General features: G+C 40.0%; 23 protein-coding genes. 11 read left to right on the top strand and 12 right to left on the bottom strand.

The genetic code is table 11. The annotated features are described in order from the left end of the window. The first annotated feature begins 159 nt into the window (after positions 1-159). Positions 160-1,452: an anti-phage deoxyguanosine triphosphatase gene (locus tag AN392_RS09765; protein WP_055012590.1), complete on the top strand. Its 1,293-nt coding sequence runs from the start codon at positions 160-162 to the stop codon at positions 1,450-1,452. 86 nt (positions 1,453-1,538) lie between these two features. On the opposite strand, the gene AN392_RS09770 is transcribed toward AN392_RS09765, so the two are convergent. Continuing rightward, entirely contained in the window at positions 1,539-3,695 is a 2,157-nt protein-coding gene (locus tag AN392_RS09770; RefSeq protein WP_055012591.1) for a prolyl oligopeptidase family protein, read from the bottom strand. 152 nt (positions 3,696-3,847) lie between these two features. On the opposite strand from AN392_RS09770, the gene AN392_RS09775 reads away from it, so the two are divergent. Both AN392_RS09775 and AN392_RS09780 read left to right on the top strand, forming a co-directional pair. Beyond that, positions 3,848-4,159 carry a DUF962 domain-containing protein gene (locus AN392_RS09775; protein WP_055012592.1) on the top strand — a complete coding sequence of 104 codons (312 nt, stop codon included), beginning with the start codon at positions 3,848-3,850 and terminating at the stop codon, positions 4,157-4,159. 191 nt (positions 4,160-4,350) lie between these two features. Continuing rightward, the gene (locus AN392_RS09780) at positions 4,351-6,906 is read left to right on the top strand and encodes a TonB-dependent siderophore receptor (protein WP_055012593.1); all 2,556 of its coding nucleotides are present in this window, start codon (positions 4,351-4,353) and stop codon (positions 6,904-6,906) included. 62 nt (positions 6,907-6,968) lie between these two features. Here AN392_RS09780 and AN392_RS09785 read toward each other — a convergent pair whose 3' ends face one another. The 3 genes from AN392_RS09785 to AN392_RS09795 form a co-directional block, all read right to left on the bottom strand. Continuing rightward, positions 6,969-7,970 (bottom strand): branched-chain amino acid aminotransferase, encoded by a 1,002-nt coding sequence (locus AN392_RS09785; RefSeq protein ID WP_304644689.1) that lies wholly within the window; start codon positions 7,968-7,970, stop codon positions 6,969-6,971. A gap of 225 nt (positions 7,971-8,195) precedes the next feature. After that, positions 8,196-9,248: an acyl-CoA desaturase gene (locus AN392_RS09790; RefSeq protein ID WP_055012594.1), complete on the bottom strand. Its 1,053-nt coding sequence runs from the start codon at positions 9,246-9,248 to the stop codon at positions 8,196-8,198. Then, positions 9,245-10,288, bottom strand: coding sequence for a flavin reductase family protein (locus AN392_RS09795; RefSeq protein ID WP_055012595.1), 1,044 nt, complete (start codon positions 10,286-10,288; stop codon positions 9,245-9,247). Before AN392_RS09795 ends, AN392_RS09790 begins: the two co-directional genes overlap by 4 nt. Before the next feature lie 294 nt (positions 10,289-10,582). Here AN392_RS09795 and AN392_RS09800 point away from each other — a divergent pair, with 294 nt between their 5' ends. The 4 genes from AN392_RS09800 to AN392_RS09815 all read left to right on the top strand — a co-directional run bounded on the left by AN392_RS09800 (position 10,583) and on the right by AN392_RS09815 (position 13,274). After that, a complete protein-coding gene (locus AN392_RS09800) occupies positions 10,583-11,743 on the top strand; it encodes a PQQ-dependent sugar dehydrogenase (RefSeq protein ID WP_055012596.1) in 1,161 nt (386 codons plus the stop codon). A 93-nt stretch (positions 11,744-11,836) separates the two neighbouring features. After that, positions 11,837-12,016, top strand: coding sequence for a DUF6435 family protein (locus AN392_RS09805; protein WP_010390276.1), 180 nt, complete (start codon positions 11,837-11,839; stop codon positions 12,014-12,016). Positions 12,017-12,445: 429 nt separating this feature from the next. Next, complete coding sequence (locus AN392_RS09810; protein ID WP_054201063.1) at positions 12,446-12,853, top strand: GFA family protein; 408 nt, start codon at positions 12,446-12,448, stop codon at positions 12,851-12,853. Between the two features lie 40 nt (positions 12,854-12,893). Then, positions 12,894-13,274, top strand: coding sequence for a VOC family protein (locus AN392_RS09815; protein WP_055012597.1), 381 nt, complete (start codon positions 12,894-12,896; stop codon positions 13,272-13,274). 63 nt (positions 13,275-13,337) lie between these two features. On the opposite strand, the gene AN392_RS09820 is transcribed toward AN392_RS09815, so the two are convergent. Beyond that, positions 13,338-14,129 carry an SDR family oxidoreductase gene (locus AN392_RS09820; protein ID WP_055012598.1) on the bottom strand — a complete coding sequence of 264 codons (792 nt, stop codon included), beginning with the start codon at positions 14,127-14,129 and terminating at the stop codon, positions 13,338-13,340. Positions 14,130-14,154: 25 nt separating this feature from the next. After that, positions 14,155-14,658, bottom strand: a complete 504-nt coding sequence (locus tag AN392_RS09825; protein WP_054201066.1) for a DUF962 domain-containing protein — start codon at positions 14,656-14,658, stop codon at positions 14,155-14,157. A gap of 178 nt (positions 14,659-14,836) precedes the next feature. On the opposite strand from AN392_RS09825, the gene AN392_RS09830 reads away from it, so the two are divergent. After that, entirely contained in the window at positions 14,837-15,235 is a 399-nt protein-coding gene (locus tag AN392_RS09830; protein WP_055012599.1) for a hypothetical protein, read from the top strand. Between the two features lie 342 nt (positions 15,236-15,577). Here the strand turns inward: AN392_RS09830 and AN392_RS09835 are convergent, their stop codons facing one another. Together AN392_RS09835 and AN392_RS09840 are read right to left on the bottom strand one after the other, a co-directional pair. After that, positions 15,578-15,994 carry a hypothetical protein gene (locus AN392_RS09835; protein WP_055012600.1) on the bottom strand — a complete coding sequence of 139 codons (417 nt, stop codon included), beginning with the start codon at positions 15,992-15,994 and terminating at the stop codon, positions 15,578-15,580. A gap of 101 nt (positions 15,995-16,095) precedes the next feature. Further along, on the bottom strand, positions 16,096-17,040 hold the full coding sequence (locus tag AN392_RS09840; protein ID WP_055012601.1) for a LysR family transcriptional regulator: 945 nt from the start codon (positions 17,038-17,040) through the stop codon (positions 16,096-16,098). A gap of 120 nt (positions 17,041-17,160) precedes the next feature. On the opposite strand from AN392_RS09840, the gene AN392_RS09845 reads away from it, so the two are divergent. Then, entirely contained in the window at positions 17,161-18,108 is a 948-nt protein-coding gene (locus AN392_RS09845; RefSeq protein ID WP_055012602.1) for a sodium-dependent bicarbonate transport family permease, read from the top strand. Between the two features lie 314 nt (positions 18,109-18,422). Further along, entirely contained in the window at positions 18,423-19,592 is a 1,170-nt protein-coding gene (locus tag AN392_RS09850) for an MFS transporter (protein ID WP_010390290.1), read from the top strand. A 44-nt stretch (positions 19,593-19,636) separates the two neighbouring features. Here AN392_RS09850 and helD read toward each other — a convergent pair whose 3' ends face one another. Further along, positions 19,637-21,769, bottom strand: coding sequence for a DNA helicase IV (gene helD, locus AN392_RS09855; protein WP_055012603.1), 2,133 nt, complete (start codon positions 21,767-21,769; stop codon positions 19,637-19,639). Positions 21,770-21,986: 217 nt separating this feature from the next. Between helD and AN392_RS09860 the strand changes: the two genes are divergently transcribed. Beyond that, on the top strand, positions 21,987-24,029 hold the full coding sequence (locus AN392_RS09860) for a methyl-accepting chemotaxis protein (protein WP_055012604.1): 2,043 nt from the start codon (positions 21,987-21,989) through the stop codon (positions 24,027-24,029). A gap of 40 nt (positions 24,030-24,069) precedes the next feature. On the opposite strand, the gene AN392_RS09865 is transcribed toward AN392_RS09860, so the two are convergent. From AN392_RS09865 to AN392_RS09875, 3 genes are all read right to left on the bottom strand, one after another. After that, entirely contained in the window at positions 24,070-24,777 is a 708-nt protein-coding gene (locus AN392_RS09865) for a pirin-like bicupin family protein (RefSeq protein WP_055012605.1), read from the bottom strand. A gap of 30 nt (positions 24,778-24,807) precedes the next feature. After that, positions 24,808-25,758, bottom strand: coding sequence for a glutathione S-transferase family protein (locus AN392_RS09870; RefSeq protein WP_055012606.1), 951 nt, complete (start codon positions 25,756-25,758; stop codon positions 24,808-24,810). 78 nt (positions 25,759-25,836) lie between these two features. Further along, on the bottom strand, positions 25,837-26,289 hold the full coding sequence (locus AN392_RS09875) for a DoxX family protein (protein ID WP_010390297.1): 453 nt from the start codon (positions 26,287-26,289) through the stop codon (positions 25,837-25,839). Positions 26,290-26,384 lie beyond the last annotated feature (95 nt).

Raw genomic sequence — 26,384 nt, forward strand, 5'->3', positions numbered from 1 at the left:
AGTTATGTATGGTGTAGTCACATACATACGAAACATCATTATACCTAAGCCACTTTATAAACGCGAATACTGAACAACCGAATAAAATTCATACACCTATTGCTTACAATTTATAATATACTAAGTGCTAAAACCGAAGACGAATTGATAGGTTGAGACATGGATAAACAGTGGCAAAATAGAATAATTGAACAATATAAGCACCGCCCTAACGATAACCGCTCTCCTTGGCAAATCGACCGCTCACGAATCATTCATGCTGCTGCATTTAGGCGCCTTCAAGCTAAAACCCAAATAATGGGTATTGGCTTAAACGACTTTTACCGTACACGCCTTACCCATTCATTAGAAGTCTCGCAAATAGGCACCGGCATATTACGCCATTTAAAGGTCCAACATCCAAGCTTTGAACATTTTCCATCTACTGGATTGCTCGAAACCTTATGTTTAGCACACGATATAGGCCATCCACCGTTTGGGCATGGTGGCGAAATTGCACTTAACTATATGATGCGTGATCATGGTGGTTTTGAGGGTAACGCACAAACACTGCGCATTGTGGCAAAGCTAGAGCCCTATAGTAACGGCTACGGCATGAACTTAACTAGACGCACCTTGTTAGGATTTATTAAGTACCCAGCTTTTATTGATAACCTTTGGCATAACATCCCACAAGAAAATAAACAGCGTGCGTTTATAAAAGCCGATGACTGGCGACCAGCCAAAGGTATTTACAATGACGATGCCGCGATATTTAATTGGATTATTGAGCCTCTTAGCGAAAGTGATAAAGCGTTATTATCTAGCCAAGAACACGCAGATGCTTATCGCGCTAAAACCCTTTATAAATCACTCGACAGTGCCATTATGGAACTGGCTGATGACATTGCATATGCCGTTCACGACCTTGAAGATGCCATAGCTACCGATGTGCTCAGTTTAGACGATTGGCTAACCCATGCATTACCTCATTTACAAGCACTTGACTATGACTGGTTAAACACTTTGCTGGAGTCACTCTCCAAGCGGTTATTTTCAAAGTATGAACATGAGCGAAAAGACGCCATAGGCGAACTGGTGAATACCTTTATTATTCATATTCATTTAGATACCCAAAACGATGAATTTGAGTGCCCTATTTTAAAGCACACCGCAAAATTAGATCAGCAATACGAAAATGTGCTACAGATCCTCAAACACTTTATATTTCAGCGTTTAATACGCGACCCACAAATGCAGCAAATAGAATTTAAAGGGCAAAACCTACTCATAGAATTATTTACTGCGTTTGCCAGCGATCCGCTGCGCTTATTACCCGAAACCACGCAGGCACTGTACCTTGAAGCTGAAAAACACAATCAAGGTATGCGTATTATTTGTGACTATTTAAGCGGTATGAGCGACGAATACGCTTATAAAACCTATCAACGGTTGTTCTCCCCCATACAATAAGTTAGCTAATCTGAACTTAGGTTAGTCAACATAAAAAAGCCGAGTCACTTACGTAACTCGGCTTTTCGTTAGTTTATAAAATCACACTACAGTGATTTAATGCCCATGTTGTAAAGCGTAAAACCGTACATATCGGCATAAAGGTCAATAATTTTACTGGTTGGTGTACCGGCACCATGGCCTGCATTGGTTTCAATACGAATAAGTGTAGGATTTGTACCCGCTTGATTCGCTTGAAGCTCAGCTGCAAATTTAAATGAATGCGACGGTACAACGCGGTCATCATGATCGCCTGTAGTGATCATAGTCGCCGGATATTCAACCCCTGCTTTTACATTATGAATTGGCGAGTAGCCTTTTAAATAATCAAACATTTCTTTACTTTGGTCGCTAGTACCGTAATCGTATGCCCAACCAGCGCCAGCTGTAAATGTATGATAACGAAGCATATCCAATACGCCTACCGCAGGTAACGCAACTTGAAACAAGTCAGGTCGCTGGGTCATTACAGCACCCACTAATAACCCACCGTTTGAACCACCACGCAGTGCTAAGCGCTTTTTAGAGGTGTATTTTTTATCTTGTAAGTATTCAGCTGCAGCAATAAAGTCGTCAAATACGTTTTGCTTTTGCAATTGTGTACCTGCTTTATGCCACTCTTTACCGTATTCACCACCACCACGAATATTAGCAACTGCGTATACGCCGCCTTGCTCAAGCCAAGCTGCTGTTGTAGAGCTAAAGCGAGGTGTTAAGCTTATATTAAAGCCACCATAGCCATATAAAATAGTTGGGTTGCTGCCATCTAATTTAATATCACTTTTATAAGTGATGATCATCGGTACTTTAGTGCCATCTTTAGAGGTATAAAATACTTGCTCAGAGGTATAGTTATCGCTATTAAAATCTATCCCTGACTTACGGTATACTTTTGACTCACCGCTTTGCACGTCAAAGCTGTAAGTCGTACCTGGCGTTTTGTAGTTAGTAAACGAGTAATAAAGCGTAGTTTGCTCTTTTTTACCGCCAAAACCACCCGCTGTACCGACGCCTGGTAAACTAATATCACGGATCAACTCACCTTGTTTGTTGTACTGCTTCACTTTAGAAATAGCATCAACCATGTAGTTGGCAAAAAACGTATTTCCTCCAAGGGTTACATTAAGTACATTTTCAGTCTCTGGGATAAAATCTTGCCAATTTTCAGGCTGTGGATTGCTTGCATCAACCGTCACTACTTTTTTATTTGGTGCATTTAAGTTAGTAACCAAAAATAGCTTGCTGCCTTCGTTGTCAATTACGCTGGTATCAGAGTCGGTGTTACCCACTACGGTCACAAATTCGCTATCTGGCTTGGTTAAATCTTTAATAAATAACTTATTACCAGAGGTTGATACGCTGGCACTAATAAACAAGAAACGACCATCTTTGGTTGCTTTAGCGCCCACATAGCGGTGTTTTTGTTCTGCTGTATTGCCAAATACTAAAGTATCTTCGCCTTGATCTTGACCTAACTTATGGTAATACACTTTATGTTGATCAGTTTTTGCAGAAAGCTCACTGCCCTCTGGCTTATCGTAGCTTGAATAGTAAAAACCGTCATTTGCTAGCCAGCTAACGCCACTAAATTTAACATCAACTAGTGCTTGTTCTACCTGCTCTTTGGTTTCAGTGTCTATAACAATGATTTTACGCCAATCACTACCACCTTCTGAAATTTGGTACGCTAACAATGAACCATCTTCTGAAAATGATAAACCCGACATTGAAGTGGTGCCATCTTCACTAAAAGTATTAGGATCTAAGAACACTTCAGCTTCACCGCCGTCTTTGCTGCGGTATAAAACGTACTGGTTTTGCAGGCCATTATTTTTATAAAAATAAGTGTAATCACCTTCAGTAAACGGGGCGCTGATTTTTTCGTAGTTCATGAGTTTTTCAAGGCGCTGTTTGAGTGTGTCTCTGTAAGGCACTTGCTCTAAATACGAAAAAGTAAGCTTGTTTTGAGTTTTAACCCATTGAGCCGTTTCATCACTCATATCATCTTCTAACCAGCGATACGGATCAGCCACGGTTTCACCAAAGTAAGTGTCAACCACAGTGCCTTTTTTAGTTTCAGGGTAATCTAGTGAGTTAACTGCTTTCATAGCTGTTTTTACTTCATTTTGAGTAGTGTTTTCTGCAGGTTGTGAACAACCCGCAAGTGCGATTACAACCGCACAGGTCAGTGTTTTTTTAAGCATTGCTTTACCATTATTTTTTTATAGTCAGCCTAAGTTATTAACTTTCTGTTTGTTTGTCTATCAACTTGCGGTAAACGTCATTTATCGCTGTTAACCTGCGCTAAATTGCGCTTAAATAAATGAATAACTTTTAAACACTAACAGGTTGAGTAATGACAGAAACTGAATCTTTTACCAGCTTTAAACGCTTTTACCCTTACTATCTAAAAGAGCATCGTAATAAAACTTGTCGCAGGCTGCATTTTATTGGCAGTAGTTTAGTGTTGCTTTTGACCGGCTATGCGCTTATTAGCTCACAATTTGCATTGTTATGGTTATTACCGGTGATTGGTTATGGCTTTGCATGGGTTGGGCATTTCTTTTTTGAAAAAAACCGCCCCGCCACATTTAAGCACCCGTTATACAGTTTATGGGGTGATTGGGTCATGTTTAAAGATATACTGATTGGCAAAATTAAATGGTAAATGGCTACTTACGCTTCGGTATCACAAACACCTCATCTTACTCTCTGTAAATAAAATGTAGATTGAATGTAATTCAATTGACCTCGATTGTAGAAATGGTCTACCTTGACAACAGTAATTTCAATTAGTTCATTAATTTAAAAAGATTAAATTGAAACCACCTGTAGAGCATCGAATGAGGGAAATTAGTTATGCAACTTACACCGCTATTTACAGCAAAAAAAACCATCACTTTAAGTATCGCCGCTGCACTTGTTGGCTCATGGACGGTTAATGCCGCTGAGCAAGAGACTCAGGCGCAAGAAAACATTGAACAAATTAGTGTTATTGGCTCTCGCCGACTAGGCCGCACAGTTGAAGATAGCCCAGTGCCTATTGATATTATCAGTAATGATGCCTTAAAAAGTTCAGGGCAAACAGAAACCAATGCATTATTAAGTACGTTATTACCAAGTTTTAATTTCCCCCAACCATCAATTACCGATGGCAGCGACCACGTACGCCCAGCTCAACTGCGTGGCTTAGCCCCTGATCACACCTTGGTACTCGTAAATGGTAAACGTCGCCACAGTAACGCGCTACTAAATTTAAACGGCTCAACGGGTCGTGGCTCGTCATCAGTTGATTTAAACGCTATTCCTGCAAACGCGATTGAACGCATTGAAGTATTACGCGACGGCGCCGCAGCTCAATATGGCTCAGACGCTATTGCTGGGGTGATTAATATCGTCCTTAAAAGCAATAGCAGTGGCGGTAGTTTGGGTGCCGTATATGGTGCAAACATTACCGATATGGACGGTGTCGCGCAGTTACAATCGGTCTCTGAGGACGCCAATGGTGATTTAGCTTTTACTGAGGGCAGCGACCGTTCGCTTACCGACGGCCAAACCTTAACCCTGCAAGGTAATATGGGGTTTGAATTGGGCGATAATGGCTTTTTGAGTATTTCTAGTGAATATCGCGATCGCAGCTCAACCAACCGCTCTGATTACGACCAACGCGAAAACTATGCTCGTTTACCTGATGGCTCTCTCGACCCACGCGAATTCACATGGGATCGTTACAACCATAACTTTGGTAACGGCACTGTTGAAGACTTTGCGTTGTTTTACAACGCAGGTTATCAGCTAAATAACGATGCTGAGCTTTATTCTTTTGGCTCATACAGTAAACGTGAAGGTGAAGGCGGTGGCTTTTATCGTCGCGCCCAAGACAGCCGTAACGTTACAGAAATTTACCCTGATGGCTTTTTGCCGGTGATCACCTCAGACATTGATGACTTTTCACTGGCTTTAGGTGTGAAAGGCTTTGCTAATGAATGGAACTACGATGCTTCTGCTGTATACGGCCAAGATGCCTTTAACTTTGGTGTTATTAATAGCTTAAACACTTCATATGGGCCAAGTAGCCAAACTAGTTTTGATGCCGGCACGCTAACTTACGATCAGCTGACGATTAATCTTGATTTTAGCCGTGAGATTGATGCTGACTTTTTAGCCAGCGGAATTAACGTGGCAGTGGGCGCTGAGTATCGCCGCGAAGGGTATGAAATTCAAGCAGGTGAAGAAGCCTCTTATGCGCGTGGTAATTTTGGCCCAGGTGGTGCCGTGACCGATCCGGTTAATGGCCCATTCGGCTCTGCAGGTTCACAAGTGTTCCCGGGATTCACACCTGAATCTGCGGGTGATAACAGCCGCCACAATGTCAGCCTTTACGTTGACTTAGAAGCCTTTATTACAGATAACTGGAATGTTGCCATCGCCGCGCGTTACGAAGACTACTCTGATTTTGGCGACACGCTTAATGGTAAAATTGCAACTCGCTATACACTTACAGAAGACTTAGCACTGCGCGGCTCTGTATCAACTGGGTTTAGAGCGCCCTCTTTACAACAGCAATACTTTACCTCAGTAGCGACTGTATTTGTAGATGGCGAACCAACACAAACAGGTACCTTTGCGCCAAGCAGCGATGTTGCCGTTGCATTGGGTTCACCGGGTTTAGACGCAGAAGAAGCTACTAACTACGGGGTAGGCTTTACGTGGTCAACTGACTTTAACTTCAGCTTATCGGTGGATTACTACCAAATATTAATTGATGACCGTATTGTGTTATCAAATAACCTATCAGGCGCAGGCGTTGCAAGCTTACTTGAGGGCACAGGCGCTAACCAAGGGCGATTTTTCTTAAACGCGATCGATAGCAAAACCCGTGGCGTTGACGTCGTCGCTTCTTATAATTTAATCACCGACAATTACGGTGATGTAGCGTTTAATTTAGGTTACAACTACGGTAAAAACCAAGTCACCGACATTATTGATCCACCAGCACAATTACAAAGTGTTGGGGTTGAGCAAGATAATTTGTTCTCGGGTAACGAGCTACGTCGTTTTGAAGTGAGCACACCGCGCAATAAATATAACCTTAGCGCAACATGGACACTTAACGAATGGCGCACCACACTTCGCAGTACTCGTTATGGTGAAACACAAGACCCGTCTGAAAATCCAGAGCGTAACGAAGTGTTAGAACCTAAATGGATCACCGATTTAGATGTGGCGTATGCACTTAATAATAACCTTACTCTGAGCTTAGGCGCTAATAATGTGTTTGATGTATACCCAGATCCAACTCGTGAGCTTGTGAGCGATGTAACCACTTTCTCTCGCTTGTTCTCGTACTCGGGCTTTTCACCATTTGGTTTTAATGGCCGTTATGTATACGGCAAAATTGAAATGAAGTTTTAAGCTGTAGCTTAAACCAAAAAGCCACACTAAATAGTGTGGCTTTTTAATAGATTAGAACCCGATTAGATTTTAGTTAACCAACCGTGTTTATCTTCGCTCTTACCCCATTGAATGTCGTTCAATGCTTGACGTAAGCGTGCCGTTGTTGGCCCTGGTTCACCGTTACCTACTTTGTATTCTTTATCGTTATGGATAAACGTACCTACTGGAGTCAATACTGCCGCAGTGCCTGAAAGTGCTGCCTCAGTACCTGGTTTTGCTGCACGCTCTAAAAGCTCAGTGACAGTAAAGTTGCGCTCGCTAACCGTCATACCTAAATCTTTAGCTATGGTTAAAATGCTATTACGGGTTACACCGTGTAAAAATGTGCTGTCGAGTGCTTTTGTAATGATTTCATTGCCATCAATTAAAATAAAGTTTGCGGCACCGGTTTCTTGTACATCGCCGCCTGGGCAAAATAAAATTTGGTCGGCTTTATATTTAGTGCGTGCTGCTGAAATTGGGCCAAGTGCGCTGGCATAGTTACCACCGCTTTTGATCATACCCATGTGCGGGGCACAGCGCATACCATCTTCTTCAAGTAAAACACGTAACGCAGTTGCACCACCTGAAAAATAATCACCCACTGGCGATAATAACGTGTAAAGCAACGAACTCATTGACGGTGCCGCCGCTTTACCAATGGCAGCTTCTGTACCAATGTGGGTTGGGCGAATATACATAGAACCAGGAGGAAGCGGCGTTTCATCGGCGTATTCACGAACAATATCGATGATCATTGTTTTTAGCATCTCGCCATCAACAGCAGGTAAACTCAACAATTCAGAACTTTGCTGCATGCGCGCAATATTAGCGTCCATTCTAAAAATATTAACCGAGCCATCTTCGTGACGAAAGGCTTTTAAACCTTCAAAACATGTACTTGAATAATGAAGAACGTGCGCACCTGCATGCAACTCAAGCTTATCGCAAGGAACAATTGAGCTTTCGCCCCACTGATTGTCAGAAAACTTAGCTTGAATCATCTGCGGCATAAACACAGTACCAAATGCTGCCATTTTTATTCTCTCTTGTGTGGTCTATTTTTCTCCATTGTATGACAACCAGCTACTATTTAACCATAGCAAAACGAGCTGTTTTTAAATTAATTAGAAGAATTTTTTGCATGTACTGATGATTATTTAATCAACAAAGCACTTACCAACCTTTTAATGCAATAATCAGCTAACATTTTATAGTTAGCTGATTAATTAATGCGTACATTATGATGGCGGCTATTTTATTAGCCTCTATTTAAACGAATAACGCAATATACGCTTTAATACTGAGGTGTATTGGTGAAAAAATCCGCCAGTATTATAAGCAATCCCCTGCTTTTGTAATGCTGCTTGCACTTTAGGCGCAATTTCTTGATAACGCGACGACGGCATATCAGGAAATAAATGATGCTCTATTTGAAAGCTTAAATGCCCAGTTAAAATATGAAACCAACGCGCCCCTTTAATGTTTGACGAACCCAGCGCTTGGCGATAATACCACTGCCCTTGGCTTTCGTTTTTGCAGTCTTGCTCATAAAAGGTATGGGTTTGCTCGGTAAAATGACCACAAAAAATAATGGTTGAGGTCCATAGGTTACGAATTAAGTTTGCCAAAAAATTACCGCTTAATACCCATAAAAACAGTGGTCCCGCCAAAACTGGAAATAACACATAGTCTTTAATTAGTTGGCGCGCCCCTTTACTAAAAAAGCGCTTTTTTAAGGTGCTATGCGCCACAGCACCTTCACGGTTTGGTTTCTTTTTACCTATAAAGACTCGCTCGCCTGCGAGCTCGTGATACGACACGCCCCACTGAAACAGCACGCTCAGATTTAAATAAGTAATAAACTGCCATGTATTTTTTAGTCGCCATTTAAAGTCATTGCTCAACCTTAATAAGCCATAACCAAAGTCACGATCTTTTCCGATAATGTTAGTGTAAGTATGATGTTCAAAGTTATGAACGCGGTTCCAGCTTTGGCCATCGCAGGCTATATCCCACTCGTAGCTTTTAGAGTTAAGCTGTTTGTCGTTCATCCAATCGTATTGACCATGCATTACATTGTGGCCAATTTCCATGTTGTCGAGAATTTTAGCCAAACCAAGTAATAAAACACCCGCTACCCACAATAATGGCTGTACAAAGCCAAGCATCAATAAAATCCGTCCGCCTATTTCGCAAAACCGCTGCTTACGCACAATAGAACGAATATAGTTTGCATCCTTTTGCCCAACTGTAGCTAATGTCGACATTTTAATTTCATCTAAATCATCGGCTAACTGTTGATAATTTATAGTTGTCATAGCTGTAACTCCAAATCGCTAACGGCTTGGCTCACACACAGTTGAATTAACTGCTCACCAGTATCTGATAATTGATTAGTTTTTAAATTACGCACCACTCCCGACTTTTTAATGCACTGGCATTGATGGCAAATACCAATGCCGCAACCACGCTGCACAGGGAGTTTTTTTGCTTCAAACTGGTTTAATAACACCTCATTACTAGTCACTACATGCGTGTCTTTATTTATTATTACTGAAAAATGATTGTCGTCAGTCAATTTAGGCAAGGATAGACCAAACGATTCTTGGTAATAGGTTAAATTAAGTAGACGAGTAAAATCTGCAACTTCTTGCATAAAGCCAGCAGGACCACAGCAATATATATCAGGATTATCGTCCGTATTTATATGAGTAGTTAAATATGGGCTTCGATCCCGTGTAAGCAGTACGTAAGAAAAATGATTATATTGCTGTGTCAGCATTTTTAACTCATTAGTGCATTGATGCTCACCTGCTTTAGCAAAGTAAATTAATTTTATCTGATGCTCAGTATTACCTAGCTGCTGATCAAGCATAGCAAGCATAGGCGTAATTCCCGAACCACCAGCAATAAACGTGCTGGGTTTGTGCCAGCTTTTAAATACAAAGTCGCCACTTGGTGGAGAAATATTACACCATGGCTGCACCGCTAATGCATTTTGCAATTGGCTTGTAAAATGACCTTGCTGATCTGTTTTTACTAATAAACGAAGTAAACCTGTCGCCTTATATTGTGCGGGGCTGCATGCCAAAGTAAACACTCGAGTAAGCAAACGTCCATTAGCTTCCACCGTTAAGCTAATGTGTTGACCAGCAATATGTATAGGCCACTTTTTACTTGGTTTAAGTGAAATACTTAAAAATCGCCCGCTTAGCGCTTGGACATCAACAACCTTGGCTCGAAAAAGGTCAGCGCGCCACGCAGGTTTAAACTTTTGCATTATTGGCTCAATATAAGCTGCAAAGCTTTGATGGTGTAAAAACCATTTTGAAAATTGGTCTAATACCGGAGTTAACATGGTTATAAATTCTCTATTTAAATCGACTACCCATTAGTTTCTGCTGGGTTTTACATTTGAGCATACACGTGTAAGCCTAAACTTCAGCGCACAAGTGTACGCTCGAATTTTTAAATTTCAACCCCATTAGAGTAATTATTCAATTTTTCTAGAGCGGTATTTAAAGGTTAACAACGCTTAAGTACCCAATGGAGAACGATTAAATTGCGTGCACTTGTACTTATCCCAAGCACTTAACACCATGATAAATAGCGTGCTAAGGTAGTTAAAATTTAGTTAATTTTGGAAGCCATTATGAACAAAGTAACAACGCGTAAAAAATTTTCTACACTTGCCAAAATCAGTTGTGCATTTGCACTTTCGGGGCTCACCAGCCTCAGTACTTATGCAGTTGATTTTAAAGAATTGGATAAATTAGCGCTTAATGTAAAACCGGTAACTGTTGCCCAAGGAATTTCAATTCCGTGGGCTATTGAGGCTCTGCCAAACGGTGACTTATTAATAACCGAGCGCAGCGGTATCCTTTATTTACTTCGTAATAACTCCACCAGCTTAACTAAGATCACTGGGCTACCAAAAATAGATGCCAACGGCCAAGGCGGGCTTCTTGATTTAGAGCTACACCCTGATTTTGCTAATAATCAATGGCTATATATTACTTATTCAAGCAGTAAAGGCGATGGCGCAGGTAGTAACACCGCACTTATGCGTGCAAAGCTAAGTAACGATCACAGCCAACTACTTGAGCCACAACAATTATACAAAGGTGAGCATAACTCTAAAAAAGGTCAGCATTACGGCAGCCGTATTGTGTTTGATAACCAAAACTATGTGTATTTTTCGATTGGCGACCGCGGCTCGCGAGATATTAACCCACAAGATTTAGGCCGTGATGGCGGTAAAATTTATCGTTTACACGACGATGGTAAAATTCCATCCGACAACCCCTTCGTAAACCAAAAAGGTGCAAAACCAGCGGTTTGGTCTTATGGGCATCGTAACCCACAAGGTATGTGGTTCGATGGTGACAATAGTGTATTTTGGGCACACGAACACGGCCCCCGTGGTGGCGATGAGCTTAATATGATTAAACCTAAAACTAACTACGGCTGGCCCGTGGTGAGTTACGGTATTAACTACAGCGGCACCTCGTTTACCGATTTAACAGAAAAACCGGGCATGCAAGCGCCCATATTACAGTGGACACCGTCTATCGCTCCTTCAGACATGTTGCTAGTAAAAGGTGATAAATACCCTGAACTTAAAGGTAAATTTTTACTCGCTTCAATGAAATACGCCTTTGTTAGCGTATTAGAAATAGCAGATGGCAAGGTCGTTAAACAAAGTAAATTACTTGAAGGTATTGGCCGTATTCGCAGCCTAGCCCAAGGTGATGATGGTACTATTTACCTTGGATTAGATGGCCAGGGCATTGTGCGACTAGATCCTAAGTAGTCATTTAATACATCTAATTACAGTAACAGCAAACTTTTTGCAGCTTAACTGCGTACTGTTACTGTAATTAGCTAATAAAGAACGAGGGTGTTGATGTTTTCATTTTTAAAGCCAGATCCAATCAAAAAATTGCGTAAAGAGTACGATGCAAAATTAGAGCAAGGCATGCAAGCACAAAGAAAAGGCGATATTAAAAGCTATGCGATGTTAACTGACGAGGCTGAAAAAATCTGGAATGAAATAGAAGCACTCGAAGCCAAAAAGGCCAAGTAAACATATATCCTACCAATTCAAACCAATCCCGCGTTAAAAACGCGGGGTTTTAATACTTACAAACATCTTTTTTAAATTCACTTAAGCCCAACCAGATAATTCCCTAGCTTAACCTCCATCGTAACTAGCTTTTAATTGAGCACAGCTGATTATACTCATAGCATTATTGCCTTCTCTTACTTATGCTCATAACCCACCTAAAACCTCGCATAAACAATTATTTACATTAACGTTAATTAGTGGAATTATTAATCTAGTCCAAAAGAGTTGATGCATTGTTTGAAGTAGCAGAATCTTAAAGCGCTGATGATTTTGTGAGTACGAGGAAAGCATTTTTAGTAAAGTGTGTAATTAAGCCATAAAGCATCAAAAAATTACTGGAAAAAATGCAATATAATGAAAAAATTATAATTAAATCAAGGAATACAGATGTACACAGGTAGTTGTTTATGCGGCTCAATCAACTTTTCAATTAATGGTAAAGTTACTGATATTATTCATTGTCATTGTTCGCTTTGTCGTAAGGCCAGTGGCAGTGCTTTTGCTACTAATGGATTTATTAATGCCAGCGATCTGACATTAACTGACTACAACGGCACACTTACTTTTTACCAAAGTAGTGAAGGTAAACGTAAGTACTTTTGTAAAACCTGCGGTGCTCCAATTTATAGTGCTAACGCTCAATCTCCTCAAAGATATCGCCTTCGATTAGGCGCGTTGACCTGCGATATAACAGAGCGACCCATATCGCATAATTTCATCACCTCAAAAGCTAATTGGGAAGACTTAGATGCTCAGCTTCCTCGTTATGAGGGACATGAGCCAGGACGAGAGTAAATCCATATAAATTTATCTATTTTTTGAAGTGGGAGTTTGAATGAAACTGAATCAAGTAACTTTGCCAGTCAAAGATATGAATGAAGCGGTGAGTTTTTATCGCACACTTGGCTTTACCCAAATTGTTGATACACCTCATTATGCACGTTTTAGTTGCCCTGAAGGTGACTCTACATTTTCATTGTCTTTAGAAAGTGAATTTTTTGAAAATCATTCTGTAATTTATTTTGAGAACGATAACCTTGAACAATTGTGCCAGCAATTAATCAAAAAGGGGATCGTATTCGAACAGCAACCCACAGAGCAAAGGTATCTATGGAAGGAAGCGGTTTTAAAAGACCCTTCAGGAAATAAAATTAAACTCTATAAAGCTGGAGAAAATCGATTAAACCCACCTTGGAAGGTACAAAAACAGCCATAAAGCTAAGCACGAACCAGCATTGCGCTAAGCAGCTAAATGCTGGCGTTTAAGTACTGTACTTAGTTATTTATATTCCACCTTAGCGGTTAAGCGATTAAATAACCCTGGGAAAAACCGTTTTATAAACGGTGCCCAACCACTTAACCCTTGGCCTATTACTACTTCATCCTTTTTATTGTAGATTGCAGTGAGCATTTTTGATGCGGCTACATTTACGTTCATACCATTTTCTATTGAAGGCTCAGGTTTGTTTTGCGCTTCACCTTGCTCGTTTAATGAGTTATGGGCAATCGCCGTTTTAATTGAGCCTGGGCAAATAGTTAAGCAATGTATGTTGTGCTCTGCCACTTCGGCGCGTAAGCAATCCATAAAGCCTACTACAGCGTATTTACTGCCTGAATATCCGGTTCTAAACTTTGAGCCTACTTTGCCTGCCACGCTACTAATAGCCACTACTGAACCGCTTTTACGTGCCACCATTGAAGGTAGTACCGCTTTAGTGAGTGCAATTAAGCCAAAGTAATTTACTTCCATAAGTTGCCGGTACACTTTAAAGTCGTTTTCTAAAAATAAACTACGCTGCGATACGCCACCGTTATTAATTAAAATATCAATGGGGCCTAAGCTATCTATTTTCTCCGATACATCCTGCAGTACCATTTCGGGCTTTGATAAATCAAGGGGGATAACACGGTGCCCCTCGCCTTTTAACTCGTCTTTTACTTGGTTGAGTTTATCGATATTTCGCGCTGATAAAATAACCTTTGCACCTTGCTCTGCAAATTGTTTTGCAAGCTCTTCACCAATACCTGATGATGCGCCGGTAATCCACACTGTTTTATTATTATAATCCATGGTTTACCTTATATTCTTTGACTGGTTATGCTTTAGTTGGACCCGCTATTTCATTCACTTGCTGTTCTAAGTTTTTGTAAAAGCCCATTAAAAATAGTAGCTCAACAGTGACATACAAAGGGCCAATAATTAAGCCTACTAAATCATCAACAAAAGCGGGCTTTTTACCTTCAAAATAATGACCAATAAACTGTAATATCCAGCCAAACACGAACACCCCAACTCCAATTACCAACCAAGGTATTAATGCCATTGCGGCAATTGGCTGGGCAGCTACCAGTAATAAAGTGAAAATAATTCCCATGATTAAACCAAGCGAAAAGCTCAACATAAAATAGTAAACCACAGAGGCTAATACAAAAATTTGCGCGCCATCAATGCTAAAATTAGCAATAGGAATTTCAATTCGGGCGAGTAAGCATAAAGCGGCAAACACAATGAGTGGAATACCAAAAAAATGGGTTAATACATTTCGTTTAGAGCGATGGTACAAACCATACTGGCCGAGCTGTTGTTCAAGGGTTTTCATGACGGCGTTCCTATTGTTATTTTTATAAGCAAAGTTCACCTTATAAAAAATGACACATAATAACAACTGATAACGATAGTTAATCTGTAAAAATGGTGAGCAGCACCTTATGCGTTATAGCTATAAATTAGGTAAGGTCATCGTTAATAATTAACATGATCAGCACCAGGAGGTTTACATGCTTTTAAAAACACTCGCCGTTGGCCTATTACTCGCTTTAGCTGAGATAATTAATGGCAATATTAGAGTAAGGATTTTACATCGATTTTACGCTCTAAAACGCGCTAAAACACTCAGCTTACTTTTGGGCACTGCGATTATTTATGCAATTACTTGGCTGACCTTGCCATGGGTTAACCCTATTTCGTACTTAGATTGTTTAAATGTGGGTTTTGTTTGGCTAACAATAATGCTTAGTTTAGATATTGTTGTGGGCAGATATTTATTTAAGTATAAGTGGCAGAAAATACTTGATGATTTTAACCTTTTTAGAGGTAACTTACTGAGTGTGGGCATGCTATTACTTTTTATAAGCCCCTGCTTGGTTTTTTGGTTACAGATGAAAGTTATGGTTTAGAGCACTCCTCTAATAGCGAAGCGTCTCTTCGCCCTCTTTGTGCATAATTCACTAAACCCTATTTGAACACAGAGAAGCGAATGAGGAGTAAATGAGAAGCCACAAAAAGTTATCGTGTAGTACACTCCTCTAAAAGCGCAGCGCCTCTTTGCCCTCTTTGTGCATAATTCACTAAACCCTATTTGAACACAGAGAAGCGAATGAGGAGTAAATGAGAAGCCACAAAAAGTTATGGTGTGGTTCACTTCTCTAAAAGCGCAGCGCCTCTTCACCCTCTTTGTGCGTTAATCACTTAAAATCTATTTAAAGTCAGAAATAAATAAGCTTTCAACATGCCGTTATCTAAGCTAATGCGGTTACTAGCTTGCCTTTTTCATGTGTTGGTTGCATTGCCATTCGCTCCGTGCCTTTTTCGAATTCTTGCTCTAACATTTTTTGTAATTCAGCAATCTGCTCTTTTATGGCATCTACATCAACCCCTTCCTCTCCTAGTTCTTCTGCCAAGGCTTCTATTGCTGCTTTTAACTCAGCTATAGTTTCTTTATCGACACCTAAACGTTGATAAATTAATGCCTCTTGGGCATTTTCTAAAAAGCTTTTGTCTTCTGGTTTAGCGATAAAATTAGGGGTTGCTTGGTTTTCAGCGGTACTGGTTGTTGCCGCAGCGGCAGATGTTGGCAGAACGTCACTCGATTTTGCCACTTTGTTAACGGGAGTATTATAACTACTATATTGATTTTTAAAGGTTATTGAAGTCATTGGCTCAAATCCATTTTTACTTTAATCGTTATATTCTTTAACTGAAATAACTTAAGCAACTTTGATACCAGTTAATATTTGATTGTCTCTAAGGCTTATTTTTATTTCAAATTAAGCCCTCTTAACTCATTTCGCACCCACTTCTCATCTAAATAAAGCTCTAAGTGTTGCTCGGCAAACTTTAAAAAACTGCGTGCAGCATGTGATATGTGTCGGTCTGTACGCACCACAAAATACCAATGACTGGCTAAAGTAGTGTCGGTAACATTAAGCACTTTAAAGCTATTATCACCTTTAGGCAGCACATGCTGAGAAAGCACCGCAATCCCCATACCTGAAGCTACCGCCACTCTAATGGCTTCATTACTGGCCATTTGCACACTGTCACTTAATACCAACCCTCTACTTTGCAGCTCACTTTCAAATAACATGCGCGTTGCGGAGCCTGTTTCACGTAGTAAAAAACGATACGGAACTAAATCAGCCAGTTTAAGTGCGGTTTTATCGGCTAATGGATGATTTAGTGGCACTATAAACACTAAAGGGTTATGTAGAAATCTAGCAGCCTGGGCATGCTCTAAAGATGGCGGGTGACTAAATACATAAATATCGTCTTCTCCGCGTTCAAAGCGTGCTAAAACGGCTGAACGATTACCTATTTCAAGTGGTAGCTCTACATGCGGATGTTCATTACTGTATGGGCCTAACAACTTAGGTAAAATATATTGGGCAGTATTAACCATAGCAATTTTACATCGTCCACGTTCACCCCCTTTTAGCTCCGCTAAGTAATCTTGGTAATCTTCAAAATGACCAAAAACCTGTTGGCAAGTCCTAAATAAGGCCATACCAGCTTCGGTTATTTGCAACTTTTGTTGCTGCATAATTATTAACGGTTCACCTACCGCTTCTTGTAAGCGTTTAATCTGTAAAGAAACCGTAGGCTGAGTCAAATGAAGTCCACGAGCGGTTTCGCTTATAGAGCCGGTTTTTACTACACTCATAAATACTTCAAGTAGTCGGAAGGAAAGTTGCCTTATATTCATACGCACCTCATAGGTTTTTATCTATAGGATGTTATCATTCATTTTATTATTTACTATATAAAGATTTGCCTATAATAGCGCCGCTTAACAAATCAAATTAGTAATAAAGAGGAGAACAGCGTGCCTGATATTGTAGTAATGTTTTTTATTTTAGGATTAGCAGCGGGTATCCTTCGCTCTGATTTAGCTATTCCCAAAGCGACGTATGACACTCTCAGCTTACTACTCATGCTTACCATAGGTCTAAAAGGTGGCATGGTTCTGCATGGCAATTTAAGTTGGCAATTACTCCCAGAAATGGCCTCGGTTATGTTACTTGGTGGGCTTATTCCACTCACTTTATACCCTATTTTAAAACACGTTGTTAAGCTAAGCGTAGCGAATAGCGCCAGCATTGCTGCCCACTATGGTTCGGTTAGTGCTGGTACATTTGCGGTAGCATTAGCGTATGCCGAATCGGCTAAATTAGAAGTGGGCGCAGAAGTTACCTTGTACCTAGTTATGCTTGAGTTACCAGCCATTATTGTAGGTTTACTGTTGTATCGTAAGCTCGACAAAGCACACAGCGAAAACACCAACTTATCGTTAAAAGCACTGTGGCACGAAACGCTTACCAATAAGAGTGTGATTTTGCTCGTTGGCGGTGTAATTATCGGTATGATGTATGGCACCCAACAGGGTAGCCAAGTTACGAGTTTACTTACCAGTAGCTTTAAAGTAGTGCTGGCGCTATTTTTACTCGAAATGGGCTTGGTAGCTGCACAAACGCTTCGCCCTTTTCCTTGGCAGCAATGGAAACTGGCTGCCTTCGCCATTATTACGCCGTTATTTTTAGGCACCATTGGCGTTATGGTTGGCACCTTGCTAAATTTAGAATTAGGTTCAGTGGTTATTCTGGGGAGCTTAGTGGCGAGTGCTTCTTACATTGCCGCACCTGCTGCTGTAAAAGCCGCTATTCCCAAAGCGGATATTGGTCTTGCCATGCTTAGCTCGTTAGGTGTCACCTTTCCATTTAATGTTATTGTTGGGATTGGTTTGTATCATCAACTTGCCGTTGCCATAAGTTGAATATAACGCACTAAAAAGCCCAAAGTGGGCTTTTTTGGTTTTATAAGTAGTATTATTTAATTTAAAACAACGCTTAAAAATACAACAATTTTAAAACAATAAAGCTAACTTACTTCTACAAAAAAATAGCATGTAAGCGTTTAATTTACGTAAAAAAACATTTTGAATAATATTTTCATTTAGCAATTAAAAAACTCTTTACTTCGTTGTCAAATCAGCCTAAATTCGCCGCAAAATTAACCTCCTTAAGATAATTGCTTTATCAATCTCCCCTAAAAACAGCAATTATTTAACCTCTTTTTCGGAACAATCTAATGGTGGAACTTACCGCTGATAGTAAATCAAATAACCCGCTAGCGCCGGTTATTGGCTTATCGTTTTTTGCTATTGCATCAGGCTTTTTAATGAGCTTGATCCCGTTATCACTCAATGCTTTTAACATCAATATTGATTTAGCTCCATGGCTTGCCAGTGTCTTTTATTTAGGCTTATTGATTGGTGCTTTATGTATAGAGCGCGTAGTGGTAAAAATCGGTCATAGGTTGGCTTTCATCGGGTTTTTAGCTTTATTAATTATTAGTGTTATCGCCCAGCTGATCAGCCCAACGGCCACTATGTGGTTAATAGCACGCTTTGTGGCTGGTATGGCAGTTGCTGGCGTATTTGTGGTGGTAGAGTCATGGTTATTAATGGCCAACACCGCAAAAGCGCGAGCTAAGCGCTTAGGGTTATATATGACCTCCTTATACGGTGGCAGCGCAGTAGGTCAACTTGCCATTAAACCATTAGGAACGACAGATGCTGTGCCTTATTTATTTGTTATTACTTTGTTAGCTGTTGCGATTTTAGCGCCGCTCTTAATTACCCGAGGACAACCTGATACGCAAAACTTACAAAAGCTACCATTTAAAGAACTAAAAACTCTCAACCGCCCTGCTATTTTAGGCTGTTTAGTATCGGGGTTATTACTAGGCCCTATTTATGGATTATTACCGGTCTACATAGCCGCACAAACTGAACAAGCTCAATATACCGGCTTACTTATGGCGGTGATTATTTTAGGTGGCATGTTAGTTCAGCCTTTAGTGAGCTATTTATCAACCCGCATTATTAAAAGCTTATTAATGGCTATTTTTTGCTTTATTGGTACCGCCAGTGTGGTGGGTATTTTACATGCTAATAGCTTTGCGGCCCTAGTAAGTAGTTATTTTATATTAGGTGCATGCAGTTTTGCGCTTTACCCGATTGCCATTACTCTGGCGTGTGACTCATTGCCCATGGCAAAAATAGTCTCAGCTACCGAAATAATGCTATTAAGTTACAGTGTGGGCTCGGTTTTTGGGCCGCTAATGGCTACCTATTTTTCAGATAAAAGCCATGGTGTGCTTATTTACTTAGGTGGCTGCTTAATTACTACCTGTATTTACATGCTTATAAAAAGTATGAAAAAAATACCAACTGGTAACACCCCCGTCGCCGGCTAGCGAATGCTAAAAGCCGCTTAATGCTGGTTACGGTATTAAGCGGTTTACGCTTGAGTAACCTCTTTAGCAACCGCTTTATTTTTTAACTCAAATACTTCAATTTTATGCTCGTTTATAAGTTCATCAACAAAGCAGCTGCGGTTGTTATCATCAGCTATTATGTACACTTTATGTTTAGCGCGAGTGAGCGCTACATAAAATAAGCGACGCTCTTCACTGTGTGCGTAATTATCTTTTGCGGGTAATAACGCTTCTAAAATCTGAGGTGTTGGCTTAGTGCTTGGAAATCCAAACGCTCCACCATTCATTGCTAATATAATGACATAATCGGCTTCTTTGCCTTTTGAGCCATGAAACGTATCACACTCAAAATGCAATGCTGAAAACTCTTGCTGTAAAGCACTTATATCGGCCTGTGAAGGTAACTGAAATCGAAATCGTGCAAGTAAATATACCGTGGCAGACTTGCCAGAATGTCCCTTAATCCCCTGTAGTAAATGCTTAATTGCGCCATTGTTTAGCTCCGCTATTTTGCTGTTTATAGCTGAGCCACTATTTAGCGTTTTTAGCACGCTAACAGCGGGCTTACTCACCTTTGCAACTGAGTGAATGTCTTTAGCTAACTGCGCTGGGTTTTTCATAATAAAACCTGCGGCAACCACTCCAATTTTATTATTAAAGCGAAAGGTCCTATCTAATAGAGTTTGTGTTGTAAAACCAAAATGTGCGGCAAACTCGGTAGTAAGTCGCATATCTGCACCACTAAAACGGTAAATAGCTTGCCAATCGTCACCTACTGCAAACAGTGAACTATTAGATTTACTATCGCGCAGTGCTTTTACAAGTGTAGCTCGCAGCGGTGATATATCTTGAAATTCATCCACCATGATATAACGCCAAGGCGATGTAAACTTTTTAGTGTTTACATAATCGAGGGCTTTAATAATCATATCGTCGAAGTCTATTTCGCCCTGCGTGCGTAAATAATGGTTATAGTTGGCTAACAACGGCTTTAATAATTTCCAGGCTTGCTGTATCTGCTTTGAATCGCTCTCAAGTGTTATATTTGCGGTTTTATACACGCTGATTAATTGGCTAAATAAGGTAGCTAACTTGGTTAAATGACCGCCAGATTTTATCTCTTTTAAAAGCGCTATATGATTAGGCTTTGCAGGACTAAATTTAAACTCGCCTTTAACGTCATTAAGAGTGTTATTTATATAATTTACCAGTGCTTTAGCATATTGTGGTTTAGCTTTGGCAAGCGATTCAAAACATCCTTCAACCCATTTTATTTTAGCTTTTTCGTTTTCAGCGAGTTTAGATATTTTAGGTGGCTTGCCCTCAACCTCGCTAATAATGGTTAAGCCGACGCTGTGAAATGTGGCCGCTTTAATGGACTCTGTGCCCAGCTTTTGTTTAATTCGTTCATCCATTTCGCAAGCAGCTTGCTTACCATAGGCGAGTAATAAAATATCGCTGTAATTAGCCTGTTCACTATTAACCAAGTAGCCCGCTCTGGCCACCAATACACTGGTTTTCCCTGTACCAGCCCCTGCTAGCACTAAGTTATTATCGTCATCTATGATGCAAGCTCGGCGTTGTTGCTCAGTGAGTGGGTTTGTTTCAACACAATTAAAAAAATCGGTATAGCGCTTTAATTGTGATTGAGTGTATTTATGTTGAAAAAAACGAGTGAGTGGATCGCTCCACTGCCTGTATTGTTCAAGCAATTTTATTTGTGTGCTGACTGGTGCTAAAACATCGCTACTTTTTATCCAAGGTAGCCAGCGTTTATATTGCTCATCTACTCGTTTTTTTATATCAGCCACATATGATTGGCGCAAAAACTGAGTGTGAGCAAATTGGGTTATTTCACTCAACACCTCATTAAGCACAGCAATATTGCTTTTAACCCATAACATATCAGTATGCGCTTTAAATACCCTATTGCTGCCATATGCCCTCATCCAAATACGATACTGCTTAGAGTCGGTATTAAAGCGCAGTGTTTGCCCAAGCACACCATACTCATAACGAATGGGCGACGTTAAATTACACCAACTCAATGTGGTTGTTTGTGTTTTATTGCTGAATACTAAACCTTCTGGGTTTATGTCGAAAAAGCGATGCGGGGTAAAAATACGGCCAAATACACTAGGCTGAATAGAATTCATTAACAGCAGAATTCCTTTATAAAAATAAACCAATTAGCCATATCTTAAGGGAATACGCCTTGTAAGGATAATAAAACCAATAAAAAATAGCAGTTATGTTTGTACGGATTTTATGGCGTATAAAAAACACCCAATTAATTTACCCACCTGCTTGGCATAAACACCACTATGTGACTAATATCTACTCTAGATACAGTAAGATAACAAGGATTGAAACATGCGAATAAATTCAATTAGAACCAAAGTCATTTTGCCAATTGCTTTTTTAGCATTGATCCTTGCAGGCTTGCTAGTTGCCATAGCTTCAATTACTTACATACAAGACAGCGCTATGAAAAGGCAAACCGAAACCTTTTTTGAAGCTGTTACTGTTATTCTCAATGCCGACAGAGACATATATCAAGCACGTATTGCACTTGAAAATTTACTCAGCGCCACTGGTGATAGTGAGAAGAATAAAGCAGAGTTTTTAGAAAACGCAGAGCAAGTAAAGGATCGCTTTAAAAAATACTTAATTTATTTAAAAGATGAAGAGGCATTACTAGCAAAGCATGATTCATTTTCCAACTTTATGCCTTTGTATAATGAATGGGTAAATCATAGTAAAACACTCATTGATACCAACCACTCGCAAGGTAAAATGCAAAGTGATTTAAATAAATCTGAACCTGAATTTATAAAAATACGCGAAATGATGGATCAGGCAGGTGAAGAGCTTCGCGCTTATACTAATAAACAACAGCAAGATAAAGTGGGGGCTGAGCGTTTAGGGCGTTATGTAGAAGCCATTTCAGAGATACTAAATGCCGATAGAGATATATACCAAGCTCGGCTTGCAAAACAAAAAATAGTAAACCAACACGGTGATTTAGCACAAAATCAAAAAATATTTGAAGAAAACGCAGCCCAAGTTATTCGTCGTTTTCATAGTTACCGTAGTTATTTAATTGACGAGCCGCAGCTAACACAAAAATATGCCAACTTCGATCAGCTTTACCAGCAATGGTATGAGCAAAGCAAAGCCTTGATTTACTCAACTCCTGCAAAGCAAGTCGCTTTAATTGATAATAATTTAGCAAAAGCTGATAAAAGCTTTAACGAATTAAGAAATATACTTGATATTGCAGGAGAAGAAGCACGCACGCATGCCAGAGCTGTAAAACAAGACGTACAACAAAGCATTCAACTTTTTGAAAAAATTGTTTTTATTGTGATTATTATTGCCTTTATTGTCGCTTTAGGTGTGGGCTATTACATTCCGAAAAAGCTAACCGATAATATCAATAATATTACCCTTCGTATTAAAGAAATAGCCGCTGGCGATGGCGATTTAACCCAACGTATTAACACTACATCACACGACGAATTAGCTGATTTAAGTAATGAATTTGATAACTTCTTGAGCCATTTACAAACAATAATAAAAAATATTCAGCAGCAATCAAGCCAACTTGGTGCAGTAACGGGTGATTTAAATGATGTATCTGATACCGCGATGGAAGTAACCCAAAAACTTGCTAATGCCTCTGAGTCAATAGTCAGTGCGGGTCATGAAATGGACATGGCCAATCAACAAATGGCAGAGCTTGCAAAAAATACCGCGCAGGAAGCCGATATATCTAGCGAGCAGGTAAAGCAAGGTGTTCAAGCTATTGATGTGTCTAGCAAAGCGATTGAAGATTTAGCTAACGATATTAAGTCTGCATTAGCGAATTCGGTTGAACTAGAAAGTAGCTCTACCGATATAACCTCCGTTCTTGAGGTAATACGTAATATTGCAGAGCAAACAAACTTATTAGCTTTAAATGCAGCGATTGAAGCCGCTAGAGCCGGCGAGCAAGGCCGTGGATTTGCAGTGGTAGCTGATGAGGTAAGAACGCTTGCCACACGAACTCAACAAAGCACAGACGAAATTGATACCATGATCCAACGCTTAAATGACAATGTTAAAGCGTCGTCTGATTCAATCAAAAATAGCCAAACTAATGCCAATACCACCTTAACCAACTTTGACTCAGTAATTACCATTTTTAATAGCCTGACTCACGCATTTGAAAAAGTGCAGCAAATGTCGGCTGAAACCGCACAAGCTACACAAGAGCAGTCACATGTGGCTAACGAAATAAATCGAAATTTAGTGTCATTAAAAGAGCAATCTGCACAAATGAAACAAATTTCATCGCAAACTACGCAACAATCTAAAAATGTATCGGCTTTATATAAGCAAATGAAATCGCAAGTGGAAAGCTTTAAAGTATGAGCGAGTAACAATTACAAAGTTAAGCGCACGTAAATTGCGCTTAAATTTTGCTATCGATAATAATCAATTCACACTCAGTGGTTGCCGTTAAAGTGATGGTTTTAGTCTGTGTAACTTCTGCGCCATCACCTTTATTCATGTTAACTGAGGCTGACTCATCGCTAATAATAAACTCTCCTGCCGATGCCAGTACATAGGCTTGATGATCAATCGGCTGTGTTATTAACGTGCCTTTTGCCAGCTTACCACCATAAATACGCCCCTGCTGATTAATAAACAGTGCACTATCGGCATCTTTTGGATAACCTGAAACCAGTAAGCTAAGGCGGCTTGCAGCTTGCGTAGGAAACTTTTTACTTTCCCAACGCGGCTCAACATTGTGTTGATTACTCTGAATCCAAATTTGATAAAACGTTAGTGGTTCATCTGTTAGGTTATATTCTGAGTGGGTAATGCCTGTGCCTGCACTCATTACCTGCACCTCACCTTGCTCAGTGATCCCTTTGTTGCCCATACTATCTTGATGAGTAATGGCACCACTACGGATAAAACTAATAATTTCCATATTTCTATGTGGGTGCGCACCAAACCCCATACCTGGGGCCACCCAGTCATCATTAACTACACGCAAAGTGCCAAATCCCATACGAGCAGGATTATAATAATTCGCAAAACTAAAATGGTGCTTTGACTTAAGCCAACCATGATCAGCATTGCCTAAGCTATTTTTTGGGTAATGAGTAAGCATATTTTTTCCTATACGTTATCTCTGCGTCATTTAGTATTGACGGTCTCGATCATGGGCAGCATCAAACGTGTGTTTAGCACCTAAAGGCACAATTTGCGTTGGGTTAATGGTTACGTGACTGACGTAGTAATGCACCTTTGTGTATTCTAAATCGACCGTTTCCTTTATCCCAGGTACTTGGTAAAGCTCATTAATGTAGTTACTAAGATGATGAAACTCACTTAACTTTTCTCGATTACACTTAAAGTGCCCGTGATACACCGCATCAAAGCGAATAAGTGTGGTAAATAATCGCCAATCGGCTTCAGTGAGTGTATCGCCCACTAAGTAACGCTGTTTTGCTAATCGTGCTTCTAACCAATCTAAGCTATCAAACAAGGCGGTGTAAGCTTCGTTATAAGCCTCTTGAGTTGTAGCAAAACCAGCTTTATACACCCCATTATTAATGGTGTTATAAACACGGTTATTCACTGTTTCTATTTCTTCACGTAGCGCATCTGGATAATAATCGTCGGTGTTACCAGTAAGCTCATTAAACGCACTATTAAACATGCGAATTATTTCTATTGATTCGTTGTTTACAATAGTCTGCGTTTTTTTATCCCATAAAATAGGCACGGTAACACGCCCTTCATAGCTAGGGTCGGCTTTTAAATACAATTGATAAGCGTAATCTAAGTTATAAAGTGGATCGCCCTGCTCGCCAAATTCCCAACCGTTTTCCATCATGGGTGCTTCAACAATACTCATAGAAATAATGTCTTCGAGCTGCTTTAATTTACGAAATATAATGGTGCGGTGCGCCCAAGGGCAAGCCAAGGATACATATAAATGATAGCGACCCGCTTCTGGTTTAAATTTACTGTTTTGCGCTGATGAAATCGTATCTCTAAAGCGGCTATCTTGGCGTACAAATTTACCGTCGCTTTTTTCAGTGTCATACCATTTATCGACCCATTCACCGTTAACAAGTAATCCCATGTCCGTCTCCTTAGTTTATAGAGTGTGCCAACCTTACGCAGGTTGGCAGCTTAAAGTTCAATCACTTATGTGATCAGCTTATTGATTTAATTTGTTATGAATTTTTCCATCAAGGGATAGCTTTCCAGCTCCTTGGATCAGTAAAGCTAGGGTAATGGCTAACAGCGATAACGCAAATTCATAACCGTTATTGCTCATAAATAAACCGTTATCTATGTGTGTGGTAAAAATAGCAACTACCATAGTGATAGCCAGTACAAAACTCGCAGGACGCACCAGTAAACCAACGATGAGTAGTAACCCACCAAAAAATTCAGCGCCACCGGCCATTAATGCCATTAAATAGCCCGGTGCTAAGCCAATCGACTCCATCCATTGCCCTGTGCCTTCCAAGCCATAGCCACCAAACCACGCAAACAGTTTTTGTGCCCCATGAGCGCTAAACACTAATCCTGCAATAAGCCTTAATGGTAGTGTTGCAAAAGACTGTTCAGTTTTTGTGATGGCAGCTGTAATATTTTTAATCGTCATAGTTTTAACCTGTATATTTCCAATTGAGTATGCAGCTATTGTATAAGTTGAATTAAAATTAAATAACTCCTATTATTTGCTCTATATGTTCAAAT

It is taken from the genome of Pseudoalteromonas sp. P1-16-1b, assembly GCF_001401785.1.
Classification (GTDB): Bacteria; Pseudomonadota; Gammaproteobacteria; order Enterobacterales; family Alteromonadaceae; genus Pseudoalteromonas; species Pseudoalteromonas undina.

Excerpts from the sequence above, each read along its gene's own strand:
- AN392_RS09770 (WP_055012591.1), bottom strand. The coding sequence starts at position 3,695 with ATGCTTAAAAAAACACTGACCTGTGCGGTTGTAATCGCACTTGCGGGT.
- AN392_RS09820 (WP_055012598.1), bottom strand. The coding sequence starts at position 14,129 with ATGGATTATAATAATAAAACAGTGTGGATTACCGGCGCATCATCAGGT.
- AN392_RS09875 (WP_010390297.1), bottom strand. The coding sequence starts at position 26,289 with ATGACGATTAAAAATATTACAGCTGCCATCACAAAAACTGAACAGTCT.
- AN392_RS09810 (WP_054201063.1), top strand. The coding sequence starts at position 12,446 with ATGTACACAGGTAGTTGTTTATGCGGCTCAATCAACTTTTCAATTAAT.
- AN392_RS09860 (WP_055012604.1), top strand. The coding sequence starts at position 21,987 with ATGCGAATAAATTCAATTAGAACCAAAGTCATTTTGCCAATTGCTTTT.
- helD (WP_055012603.1), bottom strand. The coding sequence starts at position 21,769 with ATGAATTCTATTCAGCCTAGTGTATTTGGCCGTATTTTTACCCCGCAT.
- AN392_RS09870 (WP_055012606.1), bottom strand. The coding sequence starts at position 25,758 with ATGGGATTACTTGTTAACGGTGAATGGGTCGATAAATGGTATGACACT.
- AN392_RS09850 (WP_010390290.1), top strand. The coding sequence starts at position 18,423 with ATGGTGGAACTTACCGCTGATAGTAAATCAAATAACCCGCTAGCGCCG.
- AN392_RS09830 (WP_055012599.1), top strand. The coding sequence starts at position 14,837 with ATGCTTTTAAAAACACTCGCCGTTGGCCTATTACTCGCTTTAGCTGAG.
- AN392_RS09795 (WP_055012595.1), bottom strand. The coding sequence starts at position 10,288 with ATGTTAACTCCGGTATTAGACCAATTTTCAAAATGGTTTTTACACCAT.
- AN392_RS09780 (WP_055012593.1), top strand. The coding sequence starts at position 4,351 with ATGCAACTTACACCGCTATTTACAGCAAAAAAAACCATCACTTTAAGT.
- AN392_RS09805 (WP_010390276.1), top strand. The coding sequence starts at position 11,837 with ATGTTTTCATTTTTAAAGCCAGATCCAATCAAAAAATTGCGTAAAGAG.
- AN392_RS09840 (WP_055012601.1), bottom strand. The coding sequence starts at position 17,040 with ATGAATATAAGGCAACTTTCCTTCCGACTACTTGAAGTATTTATGAGT.
- AN392_RS09790 (WP_055012594.1), bottom strand. The coding sequence starts at position 9,248 with ATGACAACTATAAATTATCAACAGTTAGCCGATGATTTAGATGAAATT.
- AN392_RS09835 (WP_055012600.1), bottom strand. The coding sequence starts at position 15,994 with ATGACTTCAATAACCTTTAAAAATCAATATAGTAGTTATAATACTCCC.
- AN392_RS09775 (WP_055012592.1), top strand. The coding sequence starts at position 3,848 with ATGACAGAAACTGAATCTTTTACCAGCTTTAAACGCTTTTACCCTTAC.
- AN392_RS09825 (WP_054201066.1), bottom strand. The coding sequence starts at position 14,658 with ATGAAAACCCTTGAACAACAGCTCGGCCAGTATGGTTTGTACCATCGC.
- AN392_RS09800 (WP_055012596.1), top strand. The coding sequence starts at position 10,583 with ATGAACAAAGTAACAACGCGTAAAAAATTTTCTACACTTGCCAAAATC.
- AN392_RS09815 (WP_055012597.1), top strand. The coding sequence starts at position 12,894 with ATGAAACTGAATCAAGTAACTTTGCCAGTCAAAGATATGAATGAAGCG.
- AN392_RS09765 (WP_055012590.1), top strand. The coding sequence starts at position 160 with ATGGATAAACAGTGGCAAAATAGAATAATTGAACAATATAAGCACCGC.
- AN392_RS09865 (WP_055012605.1), bottom strand. The coding sequence starts at position 24,777 with ATGCTTACTCATTACCCAAAAAATAGCTTAGGCAATGCTGATCATGGT.